Source organism: Nitratireductor sp. PBL-C9 (genome assembly GCF_050877045.1).
GTDB lineage: Bacteria > Pseudomonadota > Alphaproteobacteria > Rhizobiales > Rhizobiaceae > Nitratireductor > Nitratireductor aquimarinus.
On record NZ_JBPAXW010000006.1, the window covers coordinates 53,421 to 77,050 of the forward strand.

22 protein-coding genes and 1 tRNA gene are annotated in these 23,630 nt (G+C 61.6%); 11 read left to right on the forward strand and 12 right to left on the reverse strand.

What is annotated here, in order from left to right:
- Positions 1 to 23: 23 nt before the first annotated feature.
- Genes ACRTG1_RS13705 through ACRTG1_RS13720 form a run of 4 tightly spaced genes read left to right on the forward strand, consistent with a single transcriptional unit; the run spans position 24 to position 3,661 of the window.
- Positions 24 to 1,028: an ABC transporter permease subunit gene (locus ACRTG1_RS13705; RefSeq protein ID WP_113153760.1), complete on the forward strand. Its 1,005-nt coding sequence runs from the start codon at positions 24 to 26 to the stop codon at positions 1,026 to 1,028.
- 2 nt (positions 1,029 to 1,030) lie between these two features.
- On the forward strand, positions 1,031 to 1,966 hold the full coding sequence (locus ACRTG1_RS13710; RefSeq protein WP_210343997.1) for an ABC transporter permease subunit: 936 nt from the start codon (positions 1,031 to 1,033) through the stop codon (positions 1,964 to 1,966).
- A gap of 1 nt (position 1,967) precedes the next feature.
- Entirely contained in the window at positions 1,968 to 2,837 is an 870-nt protein-coding gene (locus tag ACRTG1_RS13715) for an ABC transporter ATP-binding protein (protein WP_113153759.1), read from the forward strand.
- On the forward strand, positions 2,834 to 3,661 hold the full coding sequence (locus tag ACRTG1_RS13720) for an ABC transporter ATP-binding protein (RefSeq protein WP_113153758.1): 828 nt from the start codon (positions 2,834 to 2,836) through the stop codon (positions 3,659 to 3,661). The genes ACRTG1_RS13715 and ACRTG1_RS13720 overlap by 4 nt, the downstream gene beginning before the upstream one ends.
- Before the next feature lie 189 nt (positions 3,662 to 3,850).
- Here ACRTG1_RS13720 and ACRTG1_RS13725 read toward each other — a convergent pair whose 3' ends face one another.
- Positions 3,851 to 4,771: a LysR family transcriptional regulator gene (locus tag ACRTG1_RS13725; RefSeq protein ID WP_206546557.1), complete on the reverse strand. Its 921-nt coding sequence runs from the start codon at positions 4,769 to 4,771 to the stop codon at positions 3,851 to 3,853.
- Positions 4,772 to 5,086: 315 nt separating this feature from the next.
- Between ACRTG1_RS13725 and ACRTG1_RS13730 the strand changes: the two genes are divergently transcribed.
- The gene (locus ACRTG1_RS13730) at positions 5,087 to 5,266 is read left to right on the forward strand and encodes a hypothetical protein (RefSeq protein WP_113153756.1); all 180 of its coding nucleotides are present in this window, start codon (positions 5,087 to 5,089) and stop codon (positions 5,264 to 5,266) included.
- 135 nt (positions 5,267 to 5,401) lie between these two features.
- Here ACRTG1_RS13730 and ACRTG1_RS13735 read toward each other — a convergent pair whose 3' ends face one another.
- The 10 genes from ACRTG1_RS13735 to ACRTG1_RS13780 form a co-directional block, all read right to left on the reverse strand.
- A complete protein-coding gene (locus ACRTG1_RS13735; RefSeq protein WP_206546556.1) occupies positions 5,402 to 5,839 on the reverse strand; it encodes a universal stress protein in 438 nt (145 codons plus the stop codon).
- A gap of 10 nt (positions 5,840 to 5,849) precedes the next feature.
- Positions 5,850 to 7,133, reverse strand: coding sequence for a TRAP transporter large permease (locus tag ACRTG1_RS13740; RefSeq protein WP_206546555.1), 1,284 nt, complete (start codon positions 7,131 to 7,133; stop codon positions 5,850 to 5,852).
- Between the two features lie 15 nt (positions 7,134 to 7,148).
- Positions 7,149 to 7,739, reverse strand: a complete 591-nt coding sequence (locus tag ACRTG1_RS13745; protein WP_222474306.1) for a TRAP transporter small permease — start codon at positions 7,737 to 7,739, stop codon at positions 7,149 to 7,151.
- A gap of 84 nt (positions 7,740 to 7,823) precedes the next feature.
- Positions 7,824 to 8,843 (reverse strand): TRAP transporter substrate-binding protein DctP, encoded by a 1,020-nt coding sequence (dctP, locus tag ACRTG1_RS13750; RefSeq protein WP_113153752.1) that lies wholly within the window; start codon positions 8,841 to 8,843, stop codon positions 7,824 to 7,826.
- A 548-nt stretch (positions 8,844 to 9,391) separates the two neighbouring features.
- Positions 9,392 to 11,032, reverse strand: a complete 1,641-nt coding sequence (locus ACRTG1_RS13755; protein ID WP_206546554.1) for an ABC transporter ATP-binding protein — start codon at positions 11,030 to 11,032, stop codon at positions 9,392 to 9,394.
- 1 nt (position 11,033) lies between these two features.
- On the reverse strand, positions 11,034 to 12,176 hold the full coding sequence (locus ACRTG1_RS13760) for an ABC transporter permease (RefSeq protein WP_206546553.1): 1,143 nt from the start codon (positions 12,174 to 12,176) through the stop codon (positions 11,034 to 11,036).
- A complete protein-coding gene (oppB, locus tag ACRTG1_RS13765; RefSeq protein ID WP_113153749.1) occupies positions 12,169 to 13,086 on the reverse strand; it encodes an oligopeptide ABC transporter permease OppB in 918 nt (305 codons plus the stop codon). Before oppB ends, ACRTG1_RS13760 begins: the two co-directional genes overlap by 8 nt.
- 74 nt (positions 13,087 to 13,160) lie before the next feature.
- Positions 13,161 to 14,747 (reverse strand): peptide ABC transporter substrate-binding protein, encoded by a 1,587-nt coding sequence (locus ACRTG1_RS13770; RefSeq protein WP_113153748.1) that lies wholly within the window; start codon positions 14,745 to 14,747, stop codon positions 13,161 to 13,163.
- Between the two features lie 426 nt (positions 14,748 to 15,173).
- Positions 15,174 to 15,249, reverse strand: a tRNA-Ala gene (locus ACRTG1_RS13775).
- 174 nt (positions 15,250 to 15,423) lie between these two features.
- On the reverse strand, positions 15,424 to 15,828 hold the full coding sequence (locus tag ACRTG1_RS13780) for a TIGR02300 family protein (protein WP_432516414.1): 405 nt from the start codon (positions 15,826 to 15,828) through the stop codon (positions 15,424 to 15,426).
- Positions 15,829 to 16,130: 302 nt separating this feature from the next.
- Here ACRTG1_RS13780 and aroA point away from each other — a divergent pair, with 302 nt between their 5' ends.
- From aroA to ACRTG1_RS13810, 6 genes are all read left to right on the forward strand, one after another.
- Positions 16,131 to 17,468, forward strand: a complete 1,338-nt coding sequence (gene aroA / locus ACRTG1_RS13785; RefSeq protein WP_113156111.1) for a 3-phosphoshikimate 1-carboxyvinyltransferase — start codon at positions 16,131 to 16,133, stop codon at positions 17,466 to 17,468.
- Between the two features lie 29 nt (positions 17,469 to 17,497).
- Positions 17,498 to 18,202 (forward strand): SDR family oxidoreductase, encoded by a 705-nt coding sequence (locus ACRTG1_RS13790; protein WP_113153746.1) that lies wholly within the window; start codon positions 17,498 to 17,500, stop codon positions 18,200 to 18,202.
- Entirely contained in the window at positions 18,199 to 18,858 is a 660-nt protein-coding gene (cmk, locus tag ACRTG1_RS13795) for a (d)CMP kinase (protein ID WP_317562481.1), read from the forward strand. The genes ACRTG1_RS13790 and cmk overlap by 4 nt, the downstream gene beginning before the upstream one ends.
- A gap of 148 nt (positions 18,859 to 19,006) precedes the next feature.
- Positions 19,007 to 20,710, forward strand: coding sequence for a 30S ribosomal protein S1 (gene rpsA, locus ACRTG1_RS13800; protein WP_113153744.1), 1,704 nt, complete (start codon positions 19,007 to 19,009; stop codon positions 20,708 to 20,710).
- A 1,317-nt stretch (positions 20,711 to 22,027) separates the two neighbouring features.
- A complete protein-coding gene (locus ACRTG1_RS13805) occupies positions 22,028 to 22,576 on the forward strand; it encodes a carboxymuconolactone decarboxylase family protein (protein WP_162742217.1) in 549 nt (182 codons plus the stop codon).
- Between the two features lie 71 nt (positions 22,577 to 22,647).
- Positions 22,648 to 23,259 (forward strand): TetR/AcrR family transcriptional regulator, encoded by a 612-nt coding sequence (locus tag ACRTG1_RS13810; RefSeq protein ID WP_432516415.1) that lies wholly within the window; start codon positions 22,648 to 22,650, stop codon positions 23,257 to 23,259.
- 43 nt (positions 23,260 to 23,302) lie between these two features.
- Here ACRTG1_RS13810 and ACRTG1_RS13815 read toward each other — a convergent pair whose 3' ends face one another.
- Positions 23,303 to 23,506, reverse strand: a complete 204-nt coding sequence (locus ACRTG1_RS13815; RefSeq protein WP_113153740.1) for a SlyX family protein — start codon at positions 23,504 to 23,506, stop codon at positions 23,303 to 23,305.
- Positions 23,507 to 23,630: the final 124 nt, after the last annotated feature.

Genomic DNA, 23,630 nt, shown 5'->3' on the forward strand with positions numbered 1-23,630 from the left:
AGCTGTCGCCGGTCGTGTATTAGATGCTCCGTTTCTTTCTTTCACGGCTGGCGCTGCTGATCCCCACATTCATCGGGGTCTCCATTGTTGCCTTTGCCTTCATCCGCCTCCTGCCAGGCGATCCGATCATGCTTCTCGCCGGCGAACGCGGCATGAGCGAGGAGCGCTACCAGCAGCTTCAGTCGCTCTACGGGTTCGACCAGCCGCTGTTCGTTCAGTATTTCCATTACATGACGGACCTGCTGCAGGGTGATTTCGGCACCTCCATCGTCACCAAGCGCCCGGTGCTTCAGGAGTTCCTGACGCTGTTTCCGGCCACGCTGGAACTGTCGCTCTCCGCGATCATCGTGGCGATTGCCATCGGCGTTCCCGTCGGCGTCATCGCCGCCGTCAAGCGCGGCTCCTGGCTCGACCAGACGGTGATGGGCGCAGCCCTTGTCGGCTATTCCATGCCGATCTTCTGGTGGGGTCTGCTGCTGATCATCCTGTTCTCCGGCATTCTTGGCTGGACGCCGGTTTCAGGCCGTATCTCGCTGCTCTACTTCTTCCCGCCCGTGACCGGCTTCATGCTGATCGACAGTCTTCTGTCGGGCCAGCCCGGCGCCTTCAAATCGGCGGTTTCGCACCTCATCCTGCCGACCATCGTGCTGGCCACGATCCCGCTTGCGGTGATCGCCCGCCAGACGCGCTCGGCCATGCTTGAAGTGCTTGGCGAGGACTATGTACGCACGGCGCGCTCGAAGGGCCTTCCGCCCCGCCGGGTGATCGGCCTGCACGCGCTGCGCAACGCTCTCATCCCCGTGGTGACCACCATTGGTCTCCAGGTGGGTGTGCTGCTCGCAGGCGCCATTCTGACCGAGACGATCTTCTCCTGGCCGGGCATCGGCAAGTGGATGGTCGATAGCGTGTTCAAGCGCGATTATGCGGTGGTGCAGGGCGGACTTCTGCTCATTGCCGCCATCATCATGATCGTGAACCTGATCGTGGACGTCCTCTACGGTCTGATCAATCCGAGAATCAGGCACTGACCATGACCTCGACAAACACAAAAGACCCGAATGCCGCCGTCGGTCTCGAAGGCGGCACGGTCATCGCGGTCTCACGGCGCGCCCGTCTTGCGGAGTTCTGGTACTATTTCAGCCAGAACCGTGGCGCCGTGATCGGCCTCTATGTCTTCATCGCAATCGTTCTGATCGCCATTTTTGCGCCGGTGCTCGCACCGCACAGCCCGACCATGCAGAACCGCGGCTTCTTCCTGCTGCCGCCGGTCTGGGAGGAAGGCGGCAACTGGTCGTTCATCCTCGGCACCGACGCCGTGGGCCGCGACGTGCTTTCACGCCTGATCTATGGCGCGCGCTTCTCGCTGTTCATCGGCGTGGTGGTGGTGTCGGTCGCCGTCTCCGTGGGTATTCTGATCGGCCTCATCGCCGGTTATTTCCGCGGCGCGGTCGACACGGTCATCATGCGCGTGATGGACATCATCCTCGCCTTCCCGTCGCTGCTTCTGGCGCTGGTTCTGGTCGCCATTCTGGGACCGGGCCTCGTCAACGCGATGATCGCCATCGCGCTTGTGCAGCAGCCGCACTATGTGCGCCTGACGCGCGCTGCGGTGATGTCGGAGAAGGGACGCGACTATGTGACGGCGGCACGCGTTGCCGGCGCGGGCAACATCCGGCTGATGTTCAAGACCATCCTGCCGAACTGTACCGCACCGCTGATCGTGCAGGCGGCCCTCTCCTTCTCGGCCGCGATTCTTGATGCGGCGGCGCTGGGCTTCCTGGGCATGGGCGCACAGCCGCCCACACCCGAATGGGGCACGATGCTGGCCGAAGCGCGCGAGTTCATCCTGCGCGCCTGGTGGGTCGTCACCTTCCCGGGTCTCGCCATCCTGATCACCGTTCTGGCCATCAACCTGATGGGCGACGGTCTTCGCGATGCGCTCGATCCCAAGCTGAAGAGGTCGTGACATGAGTAACAAGAACGGTGCTCTTCTCGACATCCGCAATCTGAGCGTCGAGTTCGAAACGGCGGGTGGCACCCTGCGTGCGGTGGATGGCGTTTCGCTGTCCGTCGATGCGCGCGAGGTGCTGGCCATCGTCGGCGAATCGGGCTCGGGCAAATCCGTTTCGATGCTTGCGGTCATGGGGCTTCTGCCCTGGACCGCGAAGGTCAAGGCGGATGCGATGCTCTTCCAGGGCCGCGACATCATGAACCTGTCTCCTGCCGAGCGACGCAAGATCGTCGGCAAGGACATCGCCATGATCTTCCAGGAGCCGATCGCCAGCCTCAATCCGTGCTTCACGGTCGGCTTCCAGATCGATGAAACGCTGAAGATGCACACCAATCTGACGTCCCGCCAGCGGCGCGACCGGACGGTGGAACTCTTCGAGGCCGTGGGCCTGCCCAATGCCGCCGATAGGCTGAGCGCCTATCCGCACCAGATGTCCGGCGGCCAGTGCCAGCGCGTGATGATCGCCATGGCGATTGCCTGTGATCCCAAGCTTCTCATCGCCGACGAGCCGACCACCGCGCTCGACGTGACGATCCAGAAGCAGATTCTCGATCTTCTGGTGTCGATCCAGGTCGAGAAGGACATGGGCATGATCATGATCACCCATGACATGGGCGTGGTGGCGGAAACGGCCGACCGTGTGATCGTGCAGTACAAGGGCAAGAAGATGGAGGAAGCCGACGTGCTTTCGCTGTTTGAAAAGCCCCAGCACCCTTACACCAAGGCGCTGCTTTCGGCCCTGCCGGAGAATGCGACGGGCGACCGCCTGCCGACCGTCTCCGACTTCGTGTTCGATGAAGCGCCGCAGACAGGAGCCCGCCCATGAGCGAGATCGTCCTGGAGACGCGCGGCATTACGCGCGACTATCACATCGGCGGCGGCTTTTTTGGAAAAGGCCGCACCGTCCATGCGCTGAAAGGCGTCGACCTGAAGGTCGAGAAGGGCAAGACGCTGGCCATCGTCGGCGAATCGGGCTGTGGCAAATCCACCCTCGCCCGCATCATGACGATGATCGATGCGCCCACCTCCGGTGAACTGCTGATCGACGGCAAGCCGGTTGAGATCGGCAAGAAGGGCGTGGATCCCGAAATGCGCCGCAAGGTGCAGATCGTTTTCCAGAACCCCTATGGTTCGCTGAACCCGCGCCAGAAGATCGGTGACGTTCTGATGGAGCCGCTGATCATCAACGAGAAGGTTCCTGCCCAGGAACGGCGCGAACGCGCCATGGAGATGCTCTTGAAGGTTGGCCTGCAGGCCGAACACTTCAACCGCTATCCGCACATGTTCTCGGGCGGCCAGCGCCAGCGCATCGCCATCGCGCGCGCGCTGATGCTGCGGCCACGCCTGCTGGTGCTGGACGAGCCGGTTTCCGCGCTCGATCTTTCGGTGCAGGCGCAGGTGCTGAACCTTCTGGCGGACCTTCAGGAAGAGTTCGGCCTCACCTATGTCTTCATCAGCCACGACCTTTCGGTGGTGCGCTACATCGCAGACGAGGTGATGGTGATGTATTTCGGCGAAGCCGTGGAGTACGGAACCCGCGATGCGGTGTTCTCCGACCCGCAGCACGAATACACCCGGTCGCTCTTTGCAGCGACGCCGCGCGCCGATGTGGAAAGCATCCGCAAGCGGCTGGCTGAAAAGGCCGCCTGAAGCGCCTCAGCCTGACAGACATTGAAAAGCCCGGGACCGCAGAGGCCCCGGGCTTTTTTTTGTGATCAAAGCTGCAGCGCCTGAAAGCGTGCGGCCAGAGCAATTCCAGGAAAAGTGGGAACCGGTTTTCCGTCCGGAATCGCGTTAAAACAAAGAGCCAGGGTGTTTTCGCGTTTCAGCGAAATTGCTCTAGGGGCTCTTCGGCAGAGCATAGCCTGCCTCTTCCGCCCAGCGCACATGCTCCTCCGCCTTCTCCAGAAGCCATGTGCGCATGGCGATGACGGAGGGGCTGACAGGCCCGCGCGACACCGAGGAGAGATAATAGCTGTTGCGTCCGGGCACGGACGGGCCGCAGGGCCGCACCAGACGCCCGTCGCGCAGCATGGCCGCCGCCGTGACATCATCGCCCAGCGCCACGCCGAGCCCGCGCGCCGCAGCCTCTAGACAAAGCTGCGTGCGGTGAAAGATGAGATGGCCCGATGCGGCGCTGAGGCTGGACCCCTGACGCCGCAGAAGCTCGTCCCATGTGTTGACGCCCCGGTCGTAGATCAGCTTGTTGGCGATGAGCCCGTGGGTGCGCACATGCTCTGCGCGCTCCGGCGTGCAGACGGGGAAGATCGTGAAATCCAGAAATGGCTCACGTGAATAGCCCGGCACATCGAGCCGCCCCCAGGTGAGCGCCAGATCCGTGTCGGGCGCGATGGTGCGCGGCGGCTCGGGATAGGAGCGTAGTTCCAGCTCGATGCCCAGCGTTTCCAGAACTTCGTCGGTGAGCAGCGGCATGAGCCAGAGGGCCGCCAGGTCCGAATCGGATTCCAGCACCACCCTGCCCTTCGCGTTTCGCGTGGCGCGCGTGCCCGTATCCAGCGAGATGAGCATCAGCGCATCGGCGACGATTTCCGCATAGCGCGCGCCCCCCGGTGTGAGCGCCACCTGCCGGTGCCGCCGCTCGAACAGCGGCATGCCGAGATCGGCTTCGAGATTCTTGATGTGTCGGCTGACGGAGGCATGGGTGACGCCAAGCTCTTCGGCGGCGCGCGAGAAGCTCTGGTGCCGGGCGGCGGCATCGAACGCCCGAACGGCGTTGAGATTGGGCAGACGCTGGCGCATGGCTTGGGGTCAGGACCTCTTCCTATGGCCGCAATGGTCGGCCTGATTTGCGCGGATATGCTCGCCGGGCCGATCCGATGGACGCTCGATCGACCGGCGACCTGCTGCGTCCAAGCCCTTGATCCCGGGGGGGGGGAGGGGGGGAATGGCCCTGCCCTCAGCGTAACATAAACGCACACAACGGGAAGAATAATTTCTATTGTGTAAAACGGCCATAGACCCCAAATAGGAACTGTAGCGATGGGTTGACCGGCCGAAACCGGCAGCACACCGCCGCAGACTCTCTACATTGCTAACCCTCTCAAGGAGGTTCTGATGTCACACTACACGGTGGGCGTTGGTTCCAGCCCTGAAATGCAGCGCTATGCGCGGCAGGCGAACAAGGCCCGTTCGGCGGTCCTCAAGCATGCCCTGACCGCAATTGGCACGCGTATCGGGCACATCTGGCGCAAGCCCACGGGCACGCCGCCGATTGGTGGAGCGGATCCGGTTTGAGACTGCCAGGGCAGAGCGCCGAATCGCTTTTGGAACACGACGAATAAGGGCCGGTCCCGATGGCGGGAACCGGCCCTTATTGCATTCGCAAACAGAACGCTTCGCTTGGGGCGCAACCGCCCGGCCGCAGACTGACTAGACCACCATGACCGGGCAACCGGCCAGACTGGTGACCTTGTGCGACACACTGCCCAGCAGATAGCCCTCCAGATCGCCCAGACCACGGCTGCCAAGCACGATCAGATCCACCTCGCGTTCCTTTGCGAACTTGACGATGGTGCGCGCCGGCTGGCCGTTCTTCACGAAGGCGCGGGGGTTTTCCGCCCCCATCTGCAATGCGGCCTTCTTGGCCGCATCGGCGATCTCCTTGGCGTGCTCCCGCATCACGTCATCGATGTTCTGCGGATCATCGGGCCGCACCATCGACATGGACGCCTCAAGCAGGCTGTGATGCCGGAAAACGGTGAGCGTCATCAGCTCGGCGCCCGTGGTCTTCTGCATCTGAACGCCCATCTCGAGTGCCTTCAGCGCGTTTTCCGAACCGTCGACGGGTACAAGTATTCTCTTGAACATGACGCGTCTCCTAATCGAATGCCAGGCTGGGCAGGAACAGGGCGATCTGCGGGATGAAGATCAGCGCGACCGACACGCCAAGCAGGATGAGCGTGAATGGCGGGATGCCGCGGATCACGTCCATATAGGGCCGCTTGAAGATGGCGATGGCCGTGAAGATGTCACACCCGAATGGCGGCGTGGCAGAGCCGATGGCCACCTGCAGCGTGATGATCGTGCCGACCAGAACCTTGTCGAGACCGACCGAATCCACCACCGGCGCGAAGATCGGCACCAGAACGAGAATCACCACGATCGGGTCCACGAACATGCAGCCGACGAAGAACGAGATCGAAATGACCGCGAGGACCATTTTCGGTCCCATCTCGTCAATGCCGATGGCGCCGAGGATCTCCTGCGGGATCTGGGCAAAGGAGATGACCCAGGAAAAGGCCGTGCCCGCTGCGACCAGAATGAACACCACCGCGGTGATGAGGCCGGTCGACTTGGAGATCTTGTAGATGTCGGCAATGGAAAGCGACCGGAAGATCACCAGCTCCAGGAACAGCGCATAGGCCACACAGATGGCCGCGGCCTCGGTGGGGCTGACGATGCCGCCATAAATGCCGCCAACGATGATGACCGGGAAGAACAGCGGCCAGATGGCCGCCCGCACGGCTGCGACCCGCTCGCCCCACGGCGCTTTTGGTTCCGTCGGCACGCCCTTGATGGTCGCGTAGACGATGCAATAGGCGGAGAACAGGACCAGAAGCAGAAGGCCCGGCCCGATGCCGGCGATGAAGAGTTCTGCAATCGAGGTCTTGGAGACGACGCCATAGATGATCATGCCGATGGATGGCGGGATCAGGAAGGCGATGTCACTGGCGTTGATGATCAGCGCCAGAACGAAGGAATCATTGTAGCCGGCCTTGAGCATGCGCGGGCGCAGCGGCGAACCGACGGCAACGACCGTGGCCTGCGTCGAACCGGACACCGCGCCAAACAGCGTACAGGCGGTGGCGGTGGAGACGGCCAGGCCGCCCTTGATGTGGCCGATGAACTTCATGACCATGTCGATCAGACGGTCGGCCGACTGGCCACGGGTCATGATGTCTGCGGCGAGGATGAACATGGGCACGGCGATCAGCGACGCCGGGCGAATGCCGGCCAGCATCTGCTGAACCATGAAGTCCATGCGGTCGAAACCGCCGAACAGGCCATAGAAGCCGTAGCCCGCGCCCAGAATGAGCGGAATCATCATCGGGAAGCCGAAGAGCAGCAACACGATCATGATGGTGGAGATTTTGAGTGTCATGGTCGCTGGCCCCGGTCAGATCTCGATTTCGTCTTCTTCATATCCCTCCAGAACATGCGTGGAGAGATAGATGTCCTTCTGGACGACGTTCTTCAGCGCGGTGAGCGCGTACTGCACACCGGTGATGAAGAAGCCGACAGGGACCCAGAGATAGATCCAGTAAACGGGGATCTGCATGGCCGGCAGGATGCGACCGGACTTGGCCACCTTGCCGATGTAACCAATCGCGAAATAGCAGAGCGCGAACATGGTCAGCGCGGTGATGACCGTGATGACGATCATCAGCACCTTGCGCGTCTTGGGCGGCAGGGCGTCGTAAAGAGCGGACATGCGGATGTGGCGCCCGTGACGCGCGGCATAGCCGATGCCGGCGAAGGTGATGAGAATGATGAGGATGCTGTTGAGCTCCTCGGAGAAAAAGATTGTGTGGCCGATGCCCCGGCTGACCACATTGGCGATGGTGTTGAGCGCCATGAGCATGACGCCGAGCGCGAGCATCACCGACTCGATGCGGCTGATGGCATTGTCGAACATGCCGATCACACCGGGCAGTGTGGATTCGTATGTTTCGCTGTGCTGTTCAGATGTTTCGTCGTCACTGCCCATCTTCATTCCCCTCAGTGAGATGACGGAACCCCGCAACCCAAAAGGGGCCGCAGGGCTCTTCTTGTTTTTGCTGCGGGCAGCGGGCTACTGCGTCGCGGCCTTCAGGTCTTCCTTCATCTGGTCAAGAATCTTCTTGCCGCTGTCGCCGGTCATCTCGATGAACTTGGCCTCAACCTGCGCGGCGGCTTCCTTGAAGGGAGCGCGCTGCTCTTCGGTGAGGTCGCTGATGGTCATCTCGGGCTTGGCTTCCTTGATCTTCGCAAGCGATTCCTCGCTCAGACCCTTCTGGTATTCGAGGATGTGCTCGAATGCTGCGGAAGACGCGTCCTGGACGAGCTTCTTCTCCTCGTCGCTCAGGCCATCATAGAATTCCTTGTTGGCCATCACAGCGGTGGTGAAGTTGTTGTGGCCGGTAAGGGTGATCGCGCCGGTCACTTCATACATCTTCGTGGACTCGACCCAGAACAGCGGGTTTTCCTGACCCTGAATGATGTTGGTCTGCAGGCCGCCATAGACCTCGCCCCAGGGAAGCGGCGTCGGCGTTGCGCCGAATGCCTTGTAGCTTTCCACCAGAAGCGGGTTGGTCATGACGCGGAACTTCACTTCGTTCAGGTCTTCCGGCTTCTCCACCGGGTCCTTGGTGTTCATCACCACTTCGCCCTCGGGGAACATGGTGAGAAGCTCGAGGCCCTGCTGAGCGTAGAGCTCCGGGAACATCTCGTTGATGGCCTTGGAGTTGCGGAAGAAGTCGCCCAGTTCTTCGGACTTTGCCGGAAGCAGGTAAGGCACGAAGAAGACCTGCGCTTCGGGGATCAGCGCGCCGGTGAAGCCCGGGGACTGGTCAACGAACTGCAGGATGCCGGCCTGTGCCTGCTCCATGATGTCGGCAGACTCGCCAAGCGTGCCGAACGGGAAGAGCTGGACTTCGTGGTCCGAATTGGCCTCGATCTCTTCCTTGAACTTCTGGGCGTAGACGCCCTGAACGTCGGTCATCGCTTCTTCGAAAGCGTATTTCCAGGTGTCCGCCTGGGCAGCGGTTACACCGGCCGCAAAGATCGCGACGCCGGCGAGGCCTGCCTTTAAGCGGGTCTTGATGGAACGCATTCTGTTCTCCTCTGTCTTTGACGTACTTGGTTTAGGCAAAAAGGGAATCCGCGCCAGAAGCCGTTGTCGGCTAAAGGCAAATCGTATTCAGGCGAACGGCGTCAACTGGCTGGAAACCAGCCCGGTACGGTCGCAATTCCGCGCAAACGCGCTTTTGCCGGGAATCTACGACGGCGCTTTTTGCTGCGCCCGAGAAGCAGGGGGAAAGATGCGGCGCTCATGATGACAGCGACGATATACGCCTGCTGCCAGCAGAACGAACGCAGATGGCCACACCGCAGGGGCATGGCCTCATCATTGTTCGCGCCGATCATTTGGGGTGCGCTCAAGCGCGCCTCCTTGCTCCCAGTCGTCGTTCGACCCGGCCAGCGTGAAACAGACGCACGGCAGAGTCAATCGATTGTGCAATCGATTGTTTCCATTAGCAGAAGCGACGGCGGGAGATAAAGTTCCCGAAAAATCGGAAACTTTATATTTGCGGCTGTAATTGAGGGGAGTGAAAACCGATGACGGGCTGCCCGCAATCCTGCGGACAGCCCTGTTTTATACTATGCGCGGGCTGCTGCCTGGCGATGCAAGACTTCCCTGAGATTGAACGCTGCTTCCATCAGGTCCTTCGTGTAATCGCTCTGTGGATTATCGAAGACGTCGCTGGTGAGCCCCTCTTCCACGACCTGGCCCGAACGCATCACGATGGCGTAATCGGACAGCGCCTTCACCACGGACAGGTCGTGGCTGATGAAGATGAAGGACAGGTTGTGGCTTTCCTGGATGCTCCTGAGCAGGGTGATGATCTGCTTCTGCACCGAACGGTCAAGCGCCGAGGTCGGTTCGTCCAGCACGATCACGGTGGGCTTGAGTATCACCGCGCGGGCGATGGCGATGCGCTGGCGCTGACCGCCCGAAAACTCGTGCGGGAAGCGGTTGCGCATGGACGGGTCGAGCCCGACTTCCTCCAGCGCCTGAATGGCCCGTTTGTCGCGCTCGCGCGCGGACAGTTGCGGCTCATGAACGAGCAGCCCCTCGGTGATGATCTCGCCCACCGTCATGCGCGGGCTGAGCGAGCCATAGGGGTCCTGGAACACCATTTGCAGATTGCGCCGGAAGGGCCGCATGGCCGCCCGGTCAAACCCCTGAATGGACGTGCCCTGATAGACCACCCGCCCCTCGGACGGCAGAAGCTGCAGGAGCGCGCGGCCGAGCGTGGACTTGCCCGACCCCGATTCGCCGACAATGCCGATGGTCTGGCCGGCGCGCAGCGTCAGCCCGACATTCTGCACCGCCTTCACCTCGTAGCCCGGACCGGACAGGAAGCCGCCCTTCACGACGAAGGTCACGCAGACATCCTTCGCATCGAGCAGGATGGGCTGGTCGTTGCCGACCGGAGGCTTGTGCCCTTCCGGCTCCGCCGCCAGCAGCATTCTGGTGTAGTCCTCCTGCGGCCGCTCGAAAATATCGGCAGTCTCGCCCGTCTCCACCACGAGCCCCTTCTGCATCACATAGACCCGGTCGGCAAAAGCTTCGACGATGCCGAGATCATGCGTGATGAAGAGAATGGCCATGCCGAGCTTCTTCTGCAGTTCGGCCAGCAGGCCGAGGATCTCGGCCTGAATGGTCACATCGAGCGCCGTCGTCGGTTCGTCGGCGATCAACAGGTCCGGATCGTTGGCGAGCGCCATGGCGATCATCACGCGCTGACGCTGGCCACCGGACATTTCGTGCGGATAGGATTTCATCCGTCGCTCGGGATCGGGAATGTGGACGAGCTTGAGAAGCTCCAGCGCACGCTTGCGCGCCGCCCCGGCCGAAAGCCCGCCATGAACCCGGATCGGCTCACAGATCTGCCGCTCGATCGTGTAGAGCGGATCAAGCGAGGTCATCGGCTCCTGGAAGATCATGGTGACCTTCGCGCCGCGGATCTTGTTGAGCTTCGCGCGCGGCAGGCCGATGAGTTCCTGCCCGCGATAGCTGACGGAACCGGAGACGGAGCCGTTGGACGCCAGAAGCCCCATCGACGCCATCATGATCTGGCTCTTGCCGGACCCCGATTCGCCCACGACGGCGACCGTTTCGCCGGCGTTCACATGCATGTCCACACCACGCACCGCCTCGACTGCGCCATCGGGCGTGTCGAAGGTGACGCGAATGTCGCTTATGTCGAAGATGCGTTCCTCGTTCTGCTGCTTCATGTCAGCGGTCCTTCGGATCGAGCGCATCGCGCAGGCCATCGCCCAGGAAGTTGAGCGCAAACAGGAGCGCGGTCAGCGCCAGCGACGGATAGAGCAGCATGTAGGCCGCCCCGCGCATGTTGCGCGCGCCCTCGGAGATCAGCACGCCCAGACTGGTCAGCGGCTCCTGAACGCCCAGGCCGAGGAAGGAGAGGAAGCTCTCCAGAAGAATGACCTTGGGCACCAGCAGCGTCATGTAGATGATCACCGGGCCGAGCGTGTTGGGGATGATGTGCCGCTTCAGGATGCCGCTTGAGCCGACACCCAGCGCCTCGGCCGCCTGCACGAACTCACGCCTTCTCAGCGCGATGGTCTGGCCACGCACGATACGCGCCATGTCCAGCCACTCGACCGCGCCGACGGCAATGAACATCAGGACCACGTTTCGGCCGAAGAACACCACCAGAAGGATGGCGAAGAAGGTGAAGGGCAGCGAGTACAGTATGTCGACGATGCGCATCATCACGTTGTCGATGCGCCCGCCCAGGAAGCCGGCGGTGGCTCCGTAGATCACGCCGATCAACAGCGCCACGCCCGTGGCGAGCGCGCCGATCATCAACGAAATGCGGATCGAGATCAGCACGCGTGCAAACAGGTCGCGCCCGTTTGCATCCGTGCCGAATATGAAACGCAGACGCTGGACGTCTGCCTCCATGATGATCGACTTGTTGTCGCCGGCCTGCTCGACCACACGGGCGTTCGAGAACAGATCCGAGCGGTCGAGATAGCGCGTCACGCGCGGATCGATCTCGCGGCTGGATGTTGCTTCGATCCGCACCCTGTCGCCATCAAGCTCGATGGAACTGGTTTCAAGCCGCGCCCGCGACAGGGCGGACTCGGCCAGCGGCACGATTTCTGCCTGACGCGGATAGGGCTCGAGGCTCGCTGGCACCTTCACGAAGTCCGAATAGACGCGCGCATAGGGATGCGGCGCCAGCATCGGCCCGAAGATGCCCGCGAAAACGAACAGGATCAGAACGAACAGGCTGGCCATGGCTGCGCGGTTCTTGCGCAGCCGCATGAAAGCCGTCTCCCAGGCCGAACGGCTCTTGGTGGTCGGCAGCTCGCCCTCTGGCGGCATTGGGCCGGTGGCGATGTCAGTCATAACGCACTCTCGGATCCAGCGCCGCATAGAGGAGGTCGACGATCAGGTTGAAGACCACCACGAAGACGGCGATGATGATGACGGTGCCCATGACCAGCGTGTAATCGCGGTTCAGGGCGCCCTGGACAAAGTAACGGCCGATGCCCGGCAGGCCGAAGATGGTTTCCACCACCACGGACCCTGTCAGCAGCGCGGCAGCCGCAGGCCCGAGATAGGAAATCACCGGCAGACAGGCCGCCCGCAACGCATGCACGACCACGATCATGCGCGTCGGCAGGCCATAGGCCCGCGCCGTGCGCACATGGTCGGAACGCAACGCCTCGATCATGGAGCCGCGTATCAGGCGGGCGATGATGGCCACCTGCGGCAGGGCGAGCGTGATGACGGGCAGCACCATGGATTCAGGACTGCTCCAGCCGCCGGCCGGCAACAGGCTGAGCCAGACGCCGAAAATCAGCGACAGAAGCGGGGCGACGACGAAGTTCGGCACGGTGATGCCGAAAGTGGCGACCGCAATGACCGAATAGTCGACCCAGGAATTCTGGCGCAGCGCGGCAATACTGCCGAGCACACTACCGATCAGCAGCGCAACAAGCAGGGCCATGCCACCGAGCTGGATGGACACGGGCAGACCATTGCCGATCAATTGCTGAACGGAGAAATCCCGATAGATGAAACTCGGACCCAGATCGCCACGGGCGAGGTTGCCGAGATAATAGAAATACTGTTCCCAAAGTGGCTTATCGAGGTGGAAAACGCGGTTGAGGTTTTCCAGGACCTTGGCCTCCAGCGTGCGCTCGCGGTCGAAGGGACCGCCCGGCGCCACCCGCATGAGGAAGAAGGCGAAGGTGACAATGAGGAACAGGGTCGGAATAGCGCCAAGAAGACGGCGCACGGCATAACCGAGCATCGCTACCAACTCTCATATGTGTTCGAAACCGCCCGGCCCACGAAGGGGCCGGGCGGAAAGATCGAACGCTGTTGTTACTCGCTGATGCTCATGAAGCGCGTCCCATGGACGTTCTGGATGTTGTCTTCCCAGCCATTGAGCTTGGGCGACACCAGAGACAGGGACGAGTAGAACAGAAGCGGGATGTAGGGCATGTCTGCCATGAACGTCGCTTCTGCCTCGCGCAGGATCTCGGCGCGCTTGACCAGATCGGTCTCGGCAGCGGCCTTGTCCATCAGTGCGTCATAGTCCGGGTTCTCATACTGGGCGTAGTTGAAGCCGGTGTTGTCGCTCTCGACCAGGAACAGGAAGTTCTGCGGGTCGGAGTAGTCGCCGATCCAGCCGGCGCGCGCCACGTCGAAATCCTTCTGGTCGCGCAGGTTCGCATAGTGAGCGGACAGGTCGCGGACATTGAATTCGACATTGACGCCGAGCGGCTTCCACATGTCGGCAATCGCAGTTGCCGTGTTCTTGTGGTTCTCGGAGTTGTTGTAGGCAAGCTCGACCGTGACCGGATTGTCCGGGCCGTAGCCGGCTTCCGTCATCAGCTCGATGGCCTTGTCTTCGCGATCGAGCAGGGACATGTCGGCCCACTCGGCCGGCGAACCGCCGCCTTCATAATTGCCGATGCCGGGCGGAACCAGCGAATAGGCGGGCAGCATCGCGCCGGCCCAGATCTCGTCGCCCAGGAACTCACGGTCGATGACCATGGCGAGCGCCTGCCGCACCTTCGGGTCCGACATGACATCGCGCTTCATGTTGAGCGAGTAATAGTAGGTGCCGAGATAGGGCGAAATGCGAACCTGATCGCCCAGACGCTCCTTCATGGACTTGATCTGCTCGGTCGGAAGATCGGAGCAGCTTTGAACCTCGCCGGCCTCGAAGCGGCGCACGCAGGTCGCGCGGTCTTCGAACGGAATGTACTCGATCGTGTCGATCTGGACATTGTCGGCGTCATGGAAGTTCTCGTTCTTCTCCATGACGATCTTGTCGCCCGGCGTGAAGGAAACGAGTTTGTAGGCGCCGTTGGTGACGATGTTTTCGGGCTGCACGAAATCCGTGCCATGCGCCTCGACGGCCTTCGGGTTCACCGGCAGGCCGGTCTGGTGCGTGAGAAGCTCCAGGAAGAACGGGGTCGGCTGCTCGAGCGTAATCTCAAGCGTGCGATCATCGACGGCTTTCACGCCCATCTGATCGGCTTCCATCTCACCCTTGTTGATCGCCTCGGCGTTCTTGATCGGGTAGAGGATGTTGGCGTATTTCGCGCCCGTGTCGGGCATCATGATACGGCGCAGCGAGAACACGAAATCCTCAGCCACCACCGGGTCGCCATTCGACCATTTTGCATCGTCGCGCAGGTTGAAGGTGTAGACGGTGCCATCATCGGACACGCTCCACTCCTCGGCCACACCCGGAATGATCTTGGCGTTGGCGTCATAGACGACCAGGCCTTCATAGAGATCGCGCATCAGGTGGGCTTCGGCAACAAGCGACGTCTTGTGCTGGTCCAGCGTTTCCGGATCGCCGTCATTGCCGCGTACATAGGTCACGGCGGACGCTGCCATCGCCGTCGAGACCAGAATCGTACCCGCGAGCAGCGGCCGTACCAGGGATTTCAACATTTTCCCTCACTCCCATTTTGCTTTCATATCATCCGACGAACGGATGAGAGACGCGGCATTTGGCAACGAATTTCCGTATACGTCAAACGCTTTCGGGGAGGATTTCCTAAGGTTGCAAGAAATTCGCAGCAAACACCGCTAGGATGCATTACCGCTGAGCGGAACACTGCGAGAGGCTCGACGGCTTTCGGGCAGAGGGCAAAAGATGCGTTTGGGGAGCAAGGCGTCCGGGCTTGAATTCACGCTGGGGCCGGGCCTCTGCCTGCGACATTTCATGCAGCCCGACGGACGGCTGTGACGGCCTGTGCGTCCACATCGCTCAAGGCCATATGTCGCAACACGCAACCGGATTGACTGTGCAAAAGCCGCGGAAGAAGAAGCAACTTCGGCTTGACCGGTTCTGTGTGTCTGAGATCAGAGAAAATTTGGTGGAGCCAAGGGGAGTCGAACCCCTGACCTCTTGAATGCCATTCAAGCGCTCTCCCAACTGAGCTATGGCCCCACACTCCGGCGATTTGGCCGGTCGCCGTCTCCGGCGAAGAGGTCCGGCCGGCCCGCTGGGCCAACCGTGTGGGCGGCTTCTAAACCCGCCCGGCGGGAAGATCAAGCCCCGTTTTTCGCCTGTGCGTCGATTTTAACGCTGGCTGGGGTTTTTCTTCCCGCAGGTGCTGAAAAATCAGCTTTCGTCTTCGTCGTCGCCAACGCCGATAATGTCTTTCATATCGTCGTCGTCGTCGTCATCATCATCGTCGAGGAACGTGTCGTCATCATCGTCGCCGAGATCGACATCATCGTCGTCGTCATCGTCGTCGAGATCCGGGATTTCCGACTTCTTGCTGGAGGTCGCCTCATCATCGGCATCCTCGAGCGAAACCACTTCGGGGCCTTCGCCCTCGCCATCCACTTCCTTCTCTTCCACTTCCTCTTCTTCTTCCACGGAAGTGTCGGAGACAGCTTCAAAGAAGCTGCGCGGATAGGTCTGCCCCGTATAGGGCGACACGATCGGATCCTTGTTCAGATCGTAGAATTTACGGCCCGTCTCCGGGCAGATGCGTTTTGTTCCGAGTTCCGGTTTAGCCACCTTGCTGCCTCATCGTCTTGCGGTCGGCCCAGCCTGCGACGGCTCCATCGCGGCCGGCACCGGAAGCGCTTCCTGCCTACTTGAAAATTTTGGTCCCCATAACGGCAAGTCGAGCACCTGTCAAAGCTTAATGCGAACCCTGGATTATGCCTCTCCTGCGAAGGCGCACTCTCTTTACAACCCCGTCAGGGGCCATCCGTCAACCGGGGGATGACCAGCTATCGCCATCATGCTAGAGCCAGCTGTGAAAATCCTCGAATAATCTGCCGCCCGGCAGCATGCATATCGCCAAGGACCACGCAATGCACGATCATGAACCGCGCCCCATGAGCGCCAGCAAATCCGACGCCCTTTCCGGCCGGGCCCGGGTGCCCGGCGACAAGTCGATCTCGCACAGGGCGCTGATGTTTGGTGGCTTGGCTGCGGGCGAGACGCGCATCACCGGCCTTCTGGAAGGCGAAGACGTTCTGCGCACCGGCGAGGCCATGAAGGCCATGGGCGCGAAAATCGAAAAGCGCGGCGATGAATGGATCGCCATCGGCACGGGCAACGGCGCGCTGCTGGAACCCAAAGAGCCGCTCGACTTCGGCAATGCCGGCACCGGCGTGCGCCTGACCATGGGCCTTGTCGGCTCCTACGACATGACCACGCGCTTCATCGGCGACGCCTCGCTTTCCAAGCGCCCGATGGGCCGCGTGCTCGATCCGCTGAAGGAAATGGGTCTGCAGGTCGTTTCCGCCGAGCCGGGCGACCGCCTGCCGATCACGCTGCGCGGCCCCAAGCACGCTGCCCCCATCAGCTACCGGGTGCCGATGCCGTCTGCACAGGTGAAATCCGCCGTGCTTCTGGCCGCGCTGAACACGCCCGGCGTGACCACCGTGATCGAACCCGTGGCGACCCGCGACCACACCGAAAAGATGCTGGCCGGCTTCGGCGCATCGCTGGAAGTGGAGACCGACGCCGACGGCGTGCGCCACATCCGCATCGAAGGCCAGCCGACGCTGACGGGCCAGACCATCGCCGTTCCGGGCGACCCGTCCTCGGCCGCTTTCCCGCTGGTGGCGGCGCTGATCGTGCCGGGCTCAGACGTGGTCATCGAAAACATGTTGATGAACCCGACCCGCACCGGCCTCGTGACCACGCTGATCGAGATGGGCGCGAATATCGAGATTCTCGACCGCCGCAATGAGGGCGGCGAAGACGTGGCGGATCTGCGCGTGCGCGGCTCCGAACTGAAGGGCGTGACCGTGCCCGAAGACCGCGCGCCGTCGATGATTGATGAATACCCGGTGCTCGCCGTGGCAGCCTGCTTTGCCGAGGGCGACACGCTGATGCAGGGGCTGGAAGAGCTGCGCGTCAAGGAATCCGACCGGCTTTCCGCCGTTGCCGACGGCCTCAAGGCCAATGGCGTCGACTGCGAAGAAGGCGAAGCAACCCTGCGCGTGACGGGCCGCCCCGGCGGCAAGGGCCTTGGCGGCGGAACGGTCAAGACGCATCTCGACCACCGCATCGCCATGAGCTTCCTCGTGATGGGCCTGGCGAGCGAGAAGCCGGTGACCATCGACGACCAGGCGATGATCGCAACCAGCTTCCCCGACTTCACCGCCCTGATGACGCGACTGGGTGCAAAGCTGGACTGACACGAAATACCTGCACGGGAGGAAACGGCATGAGCACCGGGAAAACAGCCATGATTGTCGGCGGCGGCAGCGGCATGGGCGCTGCTGCAGCCCGCAAGCTGGCCGAAAACGGCTATCAGGTCGCCGTCATGTCGTCCTCCGGCAAGGGCGAGGCGCTGGGCAGGGAACTGGGCGGGCTGGGCTTCACCGGCTCCAACCTTTCCACGGATGACCTCAAGCGCTTCACCGACGCGACGATGGAGCGCTTCGGCCGCATCGATGCGCTGGTGAATGGCGCTGGCCACGGCCCCAAGGGCGACGTGCTGGCGCTTTCGGACGGGGACTGGCACACGGGCATGGATTTCTACCTGCTCAACGTGGTGCGCGCGACACGGCTCGTCACCCCGATCATGCAGGCGCAGAAATCGGGCTCGATCGTCAACATCTCCACCTACGCCACGTTCGAGCCGGAAGCCGCATTCCCCACATCGGGCGTGTTCCGGGCAGGGCTGGCGGCCTTCACCAAGCTCTTTTGCGACAAATATGCCGAAGACAATCTGCGCATGAACAACGTGCTGCCGGGTTTCATCGACTCGCTGCCCGAGAAGGAAGAACGGCGCTCGCGCATCCCCATGGGCCGCTACGGCTCCGCAGAAGAAGTTGCCGAACTCATCGCCTTCCTGGCCGGTGAGAAGTCGGGATACATCACCGGCCAGAACATACGCATCGACGGAGGCATAACGCGCTCGGTATGACGGGAATGCCAGACAAGTTCACCATCGCCATCGACGGCCCCGCCGCTTCCGGCAAGGGCACGCTCGCACGCCGGCTGGCCAGCCAGTATGGCCTGCACCATCTCGACACCGGCCTCACCTATCGCGGTGTGGCCAAGGCGCTGATCGACGCGGACGAACCGCTTGACGATGTGGCGATTGCCGAACGCGCGGCGCGCGCGCTCGATCTGGGCGCGCTCGACCGGGCAGTGCTTTCCGCCCACGGCATTGGCGAGGCCGCTTCGAAAGTGGCTGTGATGACGCCGGTGCGCACGGCGCTGGTGGACAAGCAGCGCGCCTTCGCCGCAACCCCGCCCGGCGCGGTGCTCGACGGCCGCGACATCGGCACGGTGGTATGCCCTGAAGCCGATGTGAAGCTCTATGTGATCGCGAGCCCCGAGGTGCGCGCCACCCGCCGCTGGCGTGAAATCGAGGCCGGCGGTGGCACTGCCGACTATGCCCGGATCCTGGCCGATATCGAGCGGCGGGACGCCCGCGACATGGGTCGCGAGGACAGTCCGCTGAGGCCCGCGAACGATGCGCACTTGCTCGATACGAGCGAAATGGATATAGAGACGGCGTTTCAGGCTGCCTGCAAACTGGTGGATGCCAGGCTGGCGGCTCGAAAAGAAGACTGAGAAAAATCGTCTGCCACGCATTCTTTGCGCCGGATCTGCCGCTCAGGCGGCCATAGAGCGATCCGCTCGGATGCGTGGCTGGACAAACGCAACACGAACCACCGGCGCTTTGCCCCGTTTTGAAAAACAGGGCGTTTCAGGAGCATCAATGTCAGAATTCAATCCGTCTCGCGATGATTTCGCGAGCCTTCTCGAAGAATCCTTCAACGAACGCGACGCCGCTGAAGGCTCCGTCGTAAAGGGCATCGTCACCGCCATCGAAAAAGACATGGCGATCGTCGATGTCGGCCTCAAGGTCGAGGGCCGTGTCCCGCTGAAGGAATTCGGCGCGAAGGGCAAGGAATCGGACCTCAAGGTCGGCGACGAAGTTGAAGTCTATGTCGAGCGCATCGAGAACGCGCTTGGCGAGGCAATGCTGAGCCGCGAGAAAGCACGCCGCGAGGAAAGCTGGGTCAAGCTGGAAGCGAAGTTCAACGCCGGCGAGCGCGTCGAGGGCTTCATCTTCAACCAGGTCAAGGGCGGCTTCACCGTCGATCTGGACGGCGCCGTGGCCTTCCTGCCGCGTTCGCAGGTCGACATTCGTCCGATCCGCGACGTCACCCCGCTGATGCACACCCCGCAGCCCTTCGAAATCCTCAAGATGGACAAGCGCCGCGGCAACATCGTCGTGTCCCGCCGCACGGTTCTCGAAGAGAGCCGCGCAGAGCAGCGCTCCGAGATCGTCCAGAACCTCGAAGAGGGTCAGGTGGTCGAAGGCGTGGTCAAGAACATCACCGACTACGGTGCGTTCGTTGACCTGGGCGGCATCGACGGCCTGCTGCACGTCACCGACATGGCATGGCGTCGTGTCAACCATCCGACCGAGATCCTCAACATCGGTCAGACGGTCAAGGTGCAGATCATCCGCATCAACCAGGAAACCCACCGCATCTCGCTGGGCATGAAGCAGCTCGAAGCCGATCCGTGGGACGGCATCGGCGGCAAGTACCCGCTTGGCAAGAAGGTTCTGGGTCGCGTCACCAACATCACCGACTACGGTGCGTTTGTGGAGCTGGAGCCGGGCATCGAAGGCCTGATCCACGTTTCGGAAATGTCCTGGACGAAAAAGAACGTTCATCCGGGCAAGATCCTTTCCACCACGCAGGAAGTCGAAGTTGTCGTGCTGGAAGTGGATCCGGTGAAGCGCCGCATCTCGCTGGGCCTCAAGCAGACGCTCGAGAACCCGTGGGAGGCATTCGCCCGCAACCACACCGTCGGCTCCGTTGTCGAGGGCGAGGTCAAGAACAAGACCGAGTTCGGTCTGTTCATCGGCCTGGACGGCGACGTGGACGGCATGGTCCACCTTTCCGATCTCGACTGGAACCGTCCGGGCGAGCAGGTGATCGAAGAGTACAACCGCGGCGACGTGGTGAAGGCGCAGGTTCTCGACGTGGACGTCGACAAGGAGCGCATCTCTCTCGGCATCAAGCAGCTTGGTCATGACTCCATCGGCGAAGCCGCTGCTTCCGGCGAACTGCGCAAGGGCGCGGTTGTGACCTGTGAAGTGACCGGCGTGAAAGACGGCGGCCTCGAGGTTCTGCTGGTCGATCACGACGTCGAGAGCTTCATCAAGCGCTCCGACCTGTCGCGTGACCGTGCAGAGCAGCGCCCCGAGCGTTTCTCCGTCGGCCAGAAGGTGGACGCCCGCGTCACCGTCTTCGACAAGAAGACCCGTCGCATCAACGTCTCGATCAAGGCGCTGGAAATCGCCGAAGAGAAGGAAGCTGTCGCACAGTTCGGTTCCACCGACTCCGGCGCTTCGCTCGGCGACATTCTGGGCGCAGCCCTGAAGAAGCAGGGCGGCGACGAGTAATCGTCAGCCGATCAGGCCTGAAAACAAAGACCCCGCCGGAGCGATCCGGCGGGGTTTTTTAATGCCTGTCTTTTTGAGATGAAGCAGGTTTCCTCAAAATCAAATACAGAACATAACGTAATCTATTTATTCGAAATACCAAGTTGACCAAATGGAAATTCGCATTATTTTAAAGAGCGCTGCTAATTACCTAGTAAAAATTAGAATTTTTCAAATCTATTATGAAAAATATGCTTAGCTTCTTACCTTTGGCATCCGAAACCTCATAACGCCACAACCACAAACGCAACCTACTCCTGCGCCTCAGACGCCGCCGGAGCTGCATTTGATACAGCCTTCGCCATCTGGCGACGCCTTCTTCTATGTAAATCAACGGGATCGCCGACGAATGGCAATATAGTTTTTATTCAAGAGAGAAAATTATGATAAAAGCGATTCAGTTTGCCTTCGCATTGATTACAATTGCCGTTGCAAATTTTATAATCTACGAAGCGCTTCAGGATAAGTGCATTCTGCCCATCGTTCTAGGCGTGTCAAACGCCCTTGTGATAACGCACTTATCCCACCTTCAAGAGAAAATGAAATTCTTTACTTATAAATAGAAGCCGTGAACCGGCCATAATACCAGGAAACGCCCGATAACCTCCCTGCGCCATTCATGCAGGTCCTCGACAGGCTTGCGAGCGGATGGCCGCGGCCCTGAGCACCGCCGAACGCCCTTCCCTGGAATCCGGGCTGCACAGGGCGCCCGGACTGCCCGCCACCTTTGTGGCTACCGCGTAAAAGCGAAAAGCCCTCATCAGTGTGGCGGCTCGCCACGGGCGCGTCGCCGGCTGTTTTCTCATCCAGTTCCATGAATTGTTCCCAGAGGCGTTCAAAGCGTTCGAGCCCATCTAAGGCGCCTCCTTCACGCGCCACTGGCTGGCGTGTCCAGCCGAAGGCTCTTCGACGGGCCTCTCGTTGCCGTCTCTCAGGGCAGCCGCCACGGGACTTCACCATCCCTTCAGGGCTCTTGCAAATTAAGTTACCATAAGTATATAGCGACTGTACAACACGCGGCACGCCGCAAACCGTGGACAGGATCATGCAGTTCGTAAACCAGGCCGCTGACCGGCACACGCGGGCCTCAGCACCCGCCCGCCCCCGCTGCACCCATTGCCCTCCCGCGATGGGATAGATCGCGGGTTGACGGCCAAGCTTACACGCACCGTCTCTCTTCCGGTCTTACACATACGAACCCCAACGCAGGCTCAAGCGCCCGCGCGTTGAACTTCGACCCAATTCCTCCCCATTCCCGAATCCCCCATGGAGAACCCCATGCTGAAAATGACCCCGGTCACCATCGAAACGGCCGATGAAGCCGCCACCCCGACCCTCGAAGGCTTCAAAGCCCAGTACGGCATGGTGCCGAACTTCTTCGGCGCGCTCGGCATCGATGGCGCGACGCTCAATGGCTATCTGGCCTTTCAGGAAGCCGTGGAGGCAGCCAGCCATCTGTCAGTCCGCGAGCGCGAAATGATCTCGCTGGCCGTGGCCAACAGCAATGGCTGCCATTACTGCGTCAGCGGACACACTTTCTCGGGCAAGAAAGCCGGCATGAGCGCCGAGGAATGCGTCGCCGCACAGCGCGGCGAGGCGGATGACGCCTGCGAACAGGCGGTCATCGACCTGGCGCTCCGCCTGATTGCACAGCGCGGCAATCTGGAAACGCATGATTTCGAACGCGCCGCACAGGCCGGCATTTCGGAGAAAAAGCTGATCCAGATCTGCGCATGGACAGCGATGAACAGCTTCAGCAACTGGGTCAACAACATCGTGCAGCCGAAAATCGACTTCCCGAAAGTGCCGCTCCAGAACCGCGACTGACATGCAGACCGGCGGGCGGTCACCGCGCCGCCCGCTGGCCCGCATGATCGCGATTGTCTATAAGGCAAGCCATGTCAGGCCAGCAAAATCAGGATAGCGCCACCCCGCGCAAGCGCCTCAAACGCGAAGACCGCCGCAACCTCCTTCTCGACCTTGCGGCGGACATTCTGGCCACCAGGGGTTCCGATGCGCTGACGCTCCAGACGCTGGCCGAGGCCGCTGGCGTCACCAAGCCTGTCACCTATAGCCAGTTCGGCACCCGCATGGGGCTGCTGCTCGCGCTCTATCGGCGCTATGATCAGCGGCTCTTTGCCGATCTCGAAGCCGGCATGGCCCACCGCCCGCCCACGCCCCGCGATGCTGCAAACATGTTCGCCGACAGCTATATCGCCTGCATCACACGGCACGGGCGGGTTTACGAAGCGACCATCGCCGCCCTACGCTCCTACCCCGAGCACGGCATGATCGGCACGGAAATCCGCACCGCTTTCTGCGATATGCTGACACGGCTTCTCGCCCCCTGCTTTCCGGCAGGCGACATGCCCGCGCAGGCCCGGATGATCGCGCTGTTCGGGGCCGTGGAAGAACTGGCGCGCGCGCTGCTCGACGGGCAAATATCCGAACACGCCGCCCGCACCGAGATGCGCCGGGCTTTCGAGGCGCTGGTGACACCGGAAGCGTGAACCCGCGTGGAACAGCCCGTGAAAATGGCAAGGGTTACCCCCCTCACCAGTGCGGCGGCTTCGTCACCGGCACGTCGCCCGCCGTCTGCTCTTCCAGTTCCATGAAGCGCTCGGACAGGCGCTGGAGTTTTTTCTTCAGCGCCTCCATCTCGCGCCACTGGCGGGTGAGTTCCGTCGAAAGCTCTTCGATGGTCTTTTCCTGCTCGGCGGCCAGGATTTCGAGCTGGGTGATCCGGTCTTCCGTCATGGCACGCTTCTTTCTGCGGTTTCGGTGCATTCTCGCGCCGGGAAATTGACAAGCAAGGCCCGATTTGTCGAGAGTGCCCCAAGGGACGTTTCGTTACTGCCGCGCAGCGCGCGGTTGGCAGGTG

Bases quoted from the DNA above. Each gene is read 5' to 3' on its own strand.
- ACRTG1_RS13705 (WP_113153760.1), top strand. From the start codon at position 24: ATGCTCCGTTTCTTTCTTTCACGGCTGGCGCTGCTGATCCCCACATTC.
- ACRTG1_RS13790 (WP_113153746.1), top strand. From the start codon at position 17,498: ATGAGCACCGGGAAAACAGCCATGATTGTCGGCGGCGGCAGCGGCATG.
- ACRTG1_RS13730 (WP_113153756.1), top strand. From the start codon at position 5,087: ATGTCACACTACACGGTGGGCGTTGGTTCCAGCCCTGAAATGCAGCGC.
- ACRTG1_RS13755 (WP_206546554.1), bottom strand. From the start codon at position 11,032: ATGAAGCAGCAGAACGAGGAACGCATCTTCGACATAAGCGACATTCGC.
- ACRTG1_RS13735 (WP_206546556.1), bottom strand. From the start codon at position 5,839: ATGTTCAAGAGAATACTTGTACCCGTCGACGGTTCGGAAAACGCGCTG.
- cmk (WP_317562481.1), top strand. From the start codon at position 18,199: ATGACGGGAATGCCAGACAAGTTCACCATCGCCATCGACGGCCCCGCC.
- ACRTG1_RS13760 (WP_206546553.1), bottom strand. From the start codon at position 12,176: ATGACTGACATCGCCACCGGCCCAATGCCGCCAGAGGGCGAGCTGCCG.
- ACRTG1_RS13740 (WP_206546555.1), bottom strand. From the start codon at position 7,133: ATGACACTCAAAATCTCCACCATCATGATCGTGTTGCTGCTCTTCGGC.
- ACRTG1_RS13715 (WP_113153759.1), top strand. From the start codon at position 1,968: ATGAGTAACAAGAACGGTGCTCTTCTCGACATCCGCAATCTGAGCGTC.
- ACRTG1_RS13725 (WP_206546557.1), bottom strand. From the start codon at position 4,771: ATGCGCCAGCGTCTGCCCAATCTCAACGCCGTTCGGGCGTTCGATGCC.
- rpsA (WP_113153744.1), top strand. From the start codon at position 19,007: ATGTCAGAATTCAATCCGTCTCGCGATGATTTCGCGAGCCTTCTCGAA.
- ACRTG1_RS13710 (WP_210343997.1), top strand. From the start codon at position 1,031: ATGACCTCGACAAACACAAAAGACCCGAATGCCGCCGTCGGTCTCGAA.
- ACRTG1_RS13745 (WP_222474306.1), bottom strand. From the start codon at position 7,739: ATGGGCAGTGACGACGAAACATCTGAACAGCACAGCGAAACATACGAA.
- ACRTG1_RS13720 (WP_113153758.1), top strand. From the start codon at position 2,834: ATGAGCGAGATCGTCCTGGAGACGCGCGGCATTACGCGCGACTATCAC.
- ACRTG1_RS13770 (WP_113153748.1), bottom strand. From the start codon at position 14,747: ATGTTGAAATCCCTGGTACGGCCGCTGCTCGCGGGTACGATTCTGGTC.
- ACRTG1_RS13805 (WP_162742217.1), top strand. From the start codon at position 22,028: ATGCTGAAAATGACCCCGGTCACCATCGAAACGGCCGATGAAGCCGCC.
- ACRTG1_RS13810 (WP_432516415.1), top strand. From the start codon at position 22,648: ATGTCAGGCCAGCAAAATCAGGATAGCGCCACCCCGCGCAAGCGCCTC.
- oppB (WP_113153749.1), bottom strand. From the start codon at position 13,086: ATGCTCGGTTATGCCGTGCGCCGTCTTCTTGGCGCTATTCCGACCCTG.
- aroA (WP_113156111.1), top strand. From the start codon at position 16,131: ATGCACGATCATGAACCGCGCCCCATGAGCGCCAGCAAATCCGACGCC.
- dctP (WP_113153752.1), bottom strand. From the start codon at position 8,843: ATGCGTTCCATCAAGACCCGCTTAAAGGCAGGCCTCGCCGGCGTCGCG.
- ACRTG1_RS13815 (WP_113153740.1), bottom strand. From the start codon at position 23,506: ATGACGGAAGACCGGATCACCCAGCTCGAAATCCTGGCCGCCGAGCAG.